The following is a 6767-nucleotide window of genomic DNA, read 5'->3' on the forward strand; positions in this document are numbered from 1 at the left end:
TGGTCAGGCAGCCGCCGATCGACAACTTCAGGCCGCTCGCGACCCGGCGCGTTGCCTTCATGATGCGATCGTCGCAACCGCTGATGATGACGATCGACATCGCCTGAAGGTTTCGCTCGGCGACGAAGCGCAGCAGTTCCACCCCGTCCCGCTCGCCAAGCGACAGGTCGAGCGCCATGATCTCGAAGGCTTCCCGCGCCAGAAGCTCGGTTGCTGCTTCGAAGGACGGGGCGACGACAGTGTCGTAGCCGAGCTTCGCTCCGATCTTGCTGATCAGGACCCGCTGCACCAGATCGTCATCGACCACCAGAAGGCGGTTTCTCGTCGCACTCATCACCAATCTCTCCCGACGCCGACGGCGTTGATGCCGTTGACGCTAGAGCAGTCGGCTCAGCTTGCCGTGAATACAAGACTGCTAAAACTTTCCCGATCCGGAACGACTCGTTAGCTACGTTTCAGCGCCTTCCAAGAGATTGATTTCAAAAGATTTTTCTTGCCTCACGGGAGTCGAATGGCGGGACGGTATCGGAGTGGCCCAACAGATCCCCGGGTGCGATGAACACGGAGTAAAGCTTCCTATCGGAAGCCGGCAAGATGGATCACCGGCTTCGAAAGCGCCGCTACTCGCGCACCGTTCGCTCGCCGCCGGTCCGCTGCCGGCGAAACCAGGCCCAGGTCTCGCGCGTCGTTCTGATGTAGCCGCGGCCGCGGTAGACGATCTCGCCGTCGACGATCGCGTTCAGCTTCGGCAGCGCGTGAAACGGGATCGAGGGATAGGCGTGATGCTCGACATGATAGGGCATGTTCCACGCAATCCATTTGACGATGGCGCCGGTATAGGTGGTGCGGGTGTTCTCAAATGCACTGCGGGTGCGATCGCAACCGGTGTGCTCGGCGTATAGATAAGGGCGCAGGAAGAACTGCCCGAGAACAAGCGGAATGATCCAGACCCAGAGCAGCGACGCTGAAGAGAGCCACAGCGACAGCGCTAGCAGCAGCGCATACAGCGCCACATAGGTGCGCGCCTCGGTCACGATGGTCGCGCGCTTGTTTTCGGGAATCCAGGGCACCACGACCTTGCCGGTGATGGCGTGGCCGAGCATCAGCCGGAGCCGGCCGGCGACCTGAAGCAGGCCGCTATAGGCGATCGCGAGCTGCGTGCCGGATGCCGGCTTGACGCCGACGATCAGCTCGGGGTCCTTGTCCGGATCCTGGGTGTAGCGGTGATGGTCCCAGTGAAACAGGCAATAATATTCGTACGGCAATCCGATGATGAAGGCCGAGAGATAGCCGATTGCGAGATTGAGGCCCCGGCTCCTGAAGGCGGTCTTGTGCGCGGTCTCGTGCACCGCCATGAACAGGAAGGCGACGAGATAGCCCTGTACCGCCATCAACGGCAGCGCCCAGAGCACGCCGTAGCGGGACGCAACCATCCAGATCAGCGCGCCGACCAGCACGATCATTCCGTAATGGCCGAGGCTTTGTGCAGCGCCCCTCAGATTCGAGCGGACCGACAATTCGCGCAGCATCGTCGGGCTCAGCGGCTTCAGGCGATGGCCGGTCTGTGAAACGGTCGCGTCGGTCATGATCGGGGGCCTGCCTTACTTGCGGAGGAGCTCTGCGATCTCGGCCTTGAGGAAGGCCTGGTCGCGCGGATTACCAACGGGATTGCCGGCGCGATGGCCGTGCAGCGACGGGATCGGATGCAGCACCGCAGACCTTGCGTTGGTCAGCTTGGCCAGTTCGTCCTCGTTGTCGCGGACATCGAAATAGCGATCGGTCGCGCCCGGCATCAGCAGCATGTGCGCCTTGATCGCCGCGAGCGCGCGGTTGAGATCGCCGCCGAACGCGGCGCAATTGCCGATATCGCCGTTCTGCCAGATGCCGATTTGCGCCAGGAGATCGTTGGCGTCGCGCCGGGCAAACACCGTGTCCCAGCCACGAACGAGATAGTCCTCCAGCGAGGTGAAGCCGGACTCGCGCCAGAGCTCATCGCGGTAGAAACCGTGGGACATGGCCCAGCCGGCATAGACGCGCCCCATGGCGCGATAGCCGGCGACGGGCCTTTCCACGAAGCGGCCGTCGCGGAAAGCAAGATCGCCCGATAGTGCGGCCTTAACGCTTTCGAGGAAGACATAATTATAGGGCGCGCAGCGCGCGCTGCCGCAGACCACCGCGGCGCGCTCGACCATCTCGGGGTGCAGCGCCGCCCAGTGATAGGCCTGCATGCCGCCCATCGACCAGCCATAGACCAGCGCGAGCCGTGCGATCCCGAGGCGCTCGGTCAGCAGCCGGTGCTGGACAGCAATGGCGTCGTGATAGGTGACTTGCGGGAACGGCGCGTCCGTATGCGACGGCGAGGACGACAGGCCATTGGCGAACAGGTTCGGGATGATGATGAAGTACCGCGTGGGATCGAGCACACCGTCGGGCCCGATCAGCCACTCGGTGTCAAAATGCTGCGCGCTGAACGAGGTCGGGTAGAGGATGACGTTGTCCCTGGCGGAGTTGAGCGCGCCGTAGGTCTGGTAGGCCAGCCTCATCGCCGGGAAGACGGCGCCGGACTGAAGCGTGACGTCGCCAGCCTCGAAGGTTTCGTAGTCACGCTGCGCCGTCATGGATCAACCCCGCTCACGCGGCCACAGAATGCGCCCGCCGCAACGACGATGCATCGATCGTGCCGGACCAGCAAACGCACCGTTGCGTCGCGCCTAATAACTGTACTTATAGTACATTTATTAAATGAAGGCAACGGGGCTCGACGGCGCGGGGTCAGGCAATGGCCGCAACGTATCGCTCCACCGATGCGGCGAATGCGGCCTTGGCGCCTGAGGCAATGTTGCGGCCCCACCAGGCGCCGTAGATGCGATCGAAGGCGAGCGGTTCGACCGCGGCCGCGATCCGCCTCACCGCGGCGGCATTGAGCGGCATGTAATTGGGATAGGAGTACATGAAGCTGACGAAGCGGCGGTCCATCGTCACCTGGGCGATGTCGCCGGCAAACAGCGCGCCCTTGCCGTCAGCACCGCGTGACCAATGCAACATCGTGGCACCGGGAAAATGACCGCCGGTACGCAACAGCTGCACATCGTCGGAGATGCGATGACTGTCTCCGCTCCAGTGCACGATCGCGGGATGCGGCCGCATCACCCATTGGCGATCATCGGCATGCAGGTAGACCGGCACGCCGCCGAACGCCTCGCTCCAGTCGGCGAGCGCACCATAAAAATGCGGATGCGAGATCGCGATCGCCTTCAGTCCGCCGAGCGAGCGGACATGCGCGATCCCCTCCGGGGTTGCCAGCGGCACGCAATCCCACATCATGCAGCCGTCCGCCAACGGCACCAGCAGTGAACGCTGGCCGATGGCAAAGCCCGGCTCAACCCCGATGCCGGTGAGGCCGAGATCATCGCGCCAGATCATGCGGTGGCGCTCTGCCGACGCCTCGCGCGTGACGAAGGTTTGCCCCTTCCAGTTCACGAATTGCCGCTCGTCCTCGCAGATTGGACAGGATGCGGGCGGCTTTTCGCTGTCCGGGAATTGGGCGCCGCAGGTTTCGCAGGTCCAGAGGGACATAGTCGTTATCCAGCTATCGCAATTGCGGTCGGAACCAACGCGACAAGGACAGGTTAGATTCTGATCAGCACCGGCACAAGAGTGCCGGCCAAATGCGCGTGGCGCGAGACCCTCTTCGATCGACAGGAACAATTTCAGCGTCTCGATGACATCGCGCCCTTCCTCACCCCGCCTCTGGCCCCTCTACGCCGTCAACTTCTTCATGGCCGACATGCAGTCGGGCATCGGGCCGTTCGTCGGTGTGTTCCTGCAAGAGCGCGGCTGGGCGACCGGCTTGATCGGCTCCGCGCTGACGGTCGGCAATGTCGCGGGCATGCTGGTCACGACGCCGATCGGCGGCTTCATCGATTCCAGCCGCAACAAGCGGCTGTGGGTCGTCATCCCTGGCATCTGCGTGGTCGCGGCATCCGCAATCATCCTGATCTCGCAGAATTTCTGGGCGGTGACTTTTTCGCAGGTCGCACAATCGCTGGCGAGCGCCGCGATCGTGCCGGCGGTCACAGGGATCACTCTCGGCATCGCCAAGCAAAAGGGCTTCAATGCGCTGAACGGACGCAACCAGGCCTTCAATCATGCCGGCAACATGGTCGGCGCGGCGCTGTCGGGCTATCTCGGCTACACCTTCGGCTACGTCGCCGTGTTCGTGCTGGCGGCCGTGTTCGGCGCCATCGCCATCGCGTGCGTCCTCATGATTCCCGCCAACTCCATTGACGATCGCCAGGCGCGCGGCGGCAAGGAGGACGAGAGCAAGAACCCGCCGGATGGCATGACTGTGCTCCTGAAGCACAAGGCGCTCTTGGTGCTGGCACTGGCACTCGCCCTGTTCCATCTCGGCAATGCGTCGATCGTGCCGCTCTACGGTCTTGCGGCGGTCGCCGAAGGCCAGGCCAACGGACCGAGCTTCGTGGCGACCACCGTCGTCATTGCGCAAGGCGTCATGGTCGTGACCTCGCTGGTTGCCATGCAGGTCGCGGGCAAGCGCAACTACTGGCCAGTGATCCTGGTGTCCTTCATGTTTCTGCCGATCCGCGGCGTGCTCGCGTTCTTCGTAACGGGATGGTGGGGCGTGGTGCCGATGCAGGTGCTCGACGGCATCGGCACCGGACTGCAGACAGTCGCCGTCCCCGGCATGGTGGCACGCTCGCTCGACGGCACCGGCCGCATCAATCTCGGCCAGGGCGCCGTGATCACGGTGCAGGGCGTCGGCGCGAGCCTGAGCCCCGCGCTCGGCGGCTGGATCGCGCAGTCGATCGGCTACGGACCAACCTTCCTGCTGCTCGGCGGCTTCGGGCTCGCATCGATCGCGCTGTGGCTCGCGTTCGGCGCGGCGGTGAAGAAGTACTGAGGCAAGCGGCCCGCCCGGACATCACGGCGCGAATTGCTTTTTCGATCCGGGCACACAGGCTGCGGCACCAGGTCGCGGTCAAAGCGCGCCATCGCGAGTGGCTTATCACGCAATCCAGCGTTTTTGCGGTTGCGGCGTACCGGCCTGGCGATACAACCTGTCGTAAATCGCCAACTAACCTGCCCTTCCCGATCGATGATCCAGCCTCAACTCTCATTCGATGGCGACCCGAATGGCCAGGCCTATGAAAGATGGCGCGAGCAGTTTTGCCGCCAGGTCGCGGACGTTGATTTCGTTCCGATCGGGGAAGGGCGTGTTCACCGGACCATTTCGCCGGCCATTCTTCCGCGCCTCCGACTCTCGGCCTCGTTCGGCACCTTCGTGTCGCTGGGAACGAACGACGAATTGGTGATCACGGTGTCGCCGAATTCGGCGCTGAGCGGGGCCATGGGGCGACGTCCGCTGGAGGTTGCTGCCGGCGACGTCACGATCGGCGACCCCTCGATCAAGGGCGCCCATATCACCCAGACGACACACGGCAACTTCCAGACCGCGCTGCTGCCGCGCAAGGCGCTGCTGCGTGCGTGCCCGAACGCCGAGGACCTGATTGCTCAGTCGATCCCCGGGGCCAATCCGATCACGTCGATGTACCTGCGATATTACGACCTCGCGCATGCTTATGCCGACAAGCTCGCGCCCGCCGAGCTCGATGCGGTCTCGCAGCATTTGTTCGACCTTGCCGTGCTGATGATCGGCGCGCGCGGCGACGTCGCCGAGGAGGCGCGCATGCGCGGCCTTGCGGCGGCGCGTCTCGAAACCCTCAAATCCGACATCCTGGCGCAGCTCGACAGCCCCGCGCTGTCGCTCGCCGTCCTTTCAGCCGCGCACCGGATCAGCCCGCGCACCATCCAGTTGATGTTCGAGCAGGCCGGCATCACCTATAGCGGCTTCGTGCTGGAGCAGCGCCTGCTGCGCGCCGAGCGGCTGCTTCGGAATCCGAACCTGCGGACGCGCAAGATCATCGAGATCGCGCATCTCGCCGGCTTTCACGACGTCTCCTACTTCCACCGCGCATTTCGGCGCCGCTTCGGACGGACGCCCGACGACGTCAGGAAGCTTTCGGGCGAGATGGGTTAGGAAAAATCGACCACGATCTTGCCGAAATGGCCGCCCTGCTGCATCAGTCGCAAGGCATCGGGCACGGCGTCGAAGCCGAACACGCGGTCGATCACCGGCTTCATGCCATTGCGGCCGATCGCGGCCGTCATCCCCTCGAACATGCGGCGGCTGCCGACCGACAGGCCGGTGACATGCAGGTTCTTGGCGAACAAGGTCGGGATCGCGATCTGCTGCGAGAAACCGGAGAGCACACCGATCACCAGAATGGTGCCGCCGACCCGCGCGGCCTCCAGGGACTGCGCAAACGTGTCCTTGCCGCCGACCTCGACGACGTGATCGACGCCGCCGCCGATCCACTCCGAGGCCGCCTTGCCCCATTCCGGCACCGAACGGTAGTTGATGGTGTGGTCGGCTCCGAGCGATTTGGCGCGTTCGAGCTTCTCGTCGCTCGACGACGTCACGATCACACTGGCGCTGGCGAGCTTGGCGAATTGCAGCGCGAAGATGGACACGCCGCCAGTGCCCTGCACCAGCACGGTGTCGCCCGGCTGCACTTTCGCTTCTTCAAACAGCGCGCGCCAGGCCGTGAGCCCGGCGCAAGGCAGCGTCGCGGCCTCCTGGAATGACAGATGCGCGGGAATGTGGCTGACGCCTTGGGCGTCGAGCACCATCACCTCCTGCAACACGCCCGGCCGGGTGCCGCCGAGCGCGTAGCGGCGGGTGGCCG

The 6767-nt window shown here is 64.2% G+C and carries 7 protein-coding genes; 2 read left to right on the forward strand and 5 right to left on the reverse strand.

What is annotated here, in order from left to right:
- From PMI42_RS12260 to PMI42_RS12275, 4 genes are all read right to left on the reverse strand, one after another.
- Positions 1 to 334 (reverse strand): response regulator (locus PMI42_RS12260; protein ID WP_008134247.1); only part of this gene is annotated, 334 nt, incomplete at its 3' end.
- A gap of 286 nt (positions 335 to 620) precedes the next feature.
- Positions 621 to 1586: a fatty acid desaturase gene (locus tag PMI42_RS12265; RefSeq protein WP_008134248.1), complete on the reverse strand. Its 966-nt coding sequence runs from the start codon at positions 1584 to 1586 to the stop codon at positions 621 to 623.
- Between the two features lie 15 nt (positions 1587 to 1601).
- A complete protein-coding gene (locus PMI42_RS12270; RefSeq protein ID WP_008134249.1) occupies positions 1602 to 2618 on the reverse strand; it encodes an alpha/beta fold hydrolase in 1017 nt (338 codons plus the stop codon).
- 154 nt (positions 2619 to 2772) lie between these two features.
- On the reverse strand, positions 2773 to 3576 hold the full coding sequence (locus tag PMI42_RS12275; RefSeq protein ID WP_008134250.1) for a hypothetical protein: 804 nt from the start codon (positions 3574 to 3576) through the stop codon (positions 2773 to 2775).
- 145 nt (positions 3577 to 3721) lie between these two features.
- Here PMI42_RS12275 and PMI42_RS12280 point away from each other — a divergent pair, with 145 nt between their 5' ends.
- Entirely contained in the window at positions 3722 to 4921 is a 1200-nt protein-coding gene (locus PMI42_RS12280; protein WP_008134252.1) for an MFS transporter, read from the forward strand.
- Positions 4922 to 5302: 381 nt separating this feature from the next.
- Positions 5303 to 6058 carry an AraC family transcriptional regulator gene (locus PMI42_RS12285; protein ID WP_240535230.1) on the forward strand — a complete coding sequence of 252 codons (756 nt, stop codon included), beginning with the start codon at positions 5303 to 5305 and terminating at the stop codon, positions 6056 to 6058.
- Here PMI42_RS12285 and PMI42_RS12290 read toward each other — a convergent pair.
- Positions 6055 to 6767, reverse strand: a 713-nt coding sequence (locus PMI42_RS12290) for a zinc-dependent alcohol dehydrogenase family protein (protein WP_008134256.1), incomplete at its 5' end; no start/stop codon positions are given. The genes PMI42_RS12285 and PMI42_RS12290 overlap by 4 nt on opposite strands.

It is taken from the genome of Bradyrhizobium sp. YR681 (assembly GCF_000282615.1).
Classification (GTDB): Bacteria; Pseudomonadota; Alphaproteobacteria; order Rhizobiales; family Xanthobacteraceae; genus Bradyrhizobium.

Bases quoted from the DNA above. Each gene is read 5' to 3' on its own strand.
- PMI42_RS12265 (WP_008134248.1), bottom strand. From the start codon at position 1,586: ATGACCGACGCGACCGTTTCACAGACCGGCCATCGCCTGAAGCCGCTG.
- PMI42_RS12280 (WP_008134252.1), top strand. From the start codon at position 3,722: ATGACATCGCGCCCTTCCTCACCCCGCCTCTGGCCCCTCTACGCCGTC.
- PMI42_RS12270 (WP_008134249.1), bottom strand. From the start codon at position 2,618: ATGACGGCGCAGCGTGACTACGAAACCTTCGAGGCTGGCGACGTCACG.
- PMI42_RS12275 (WP_008134250.1), bottom strand. From the start codon at position 3,576: ATGTCCCTCTGGACCTGCGAAACCTGCGGCGCCCAATTCCCGGACAGC.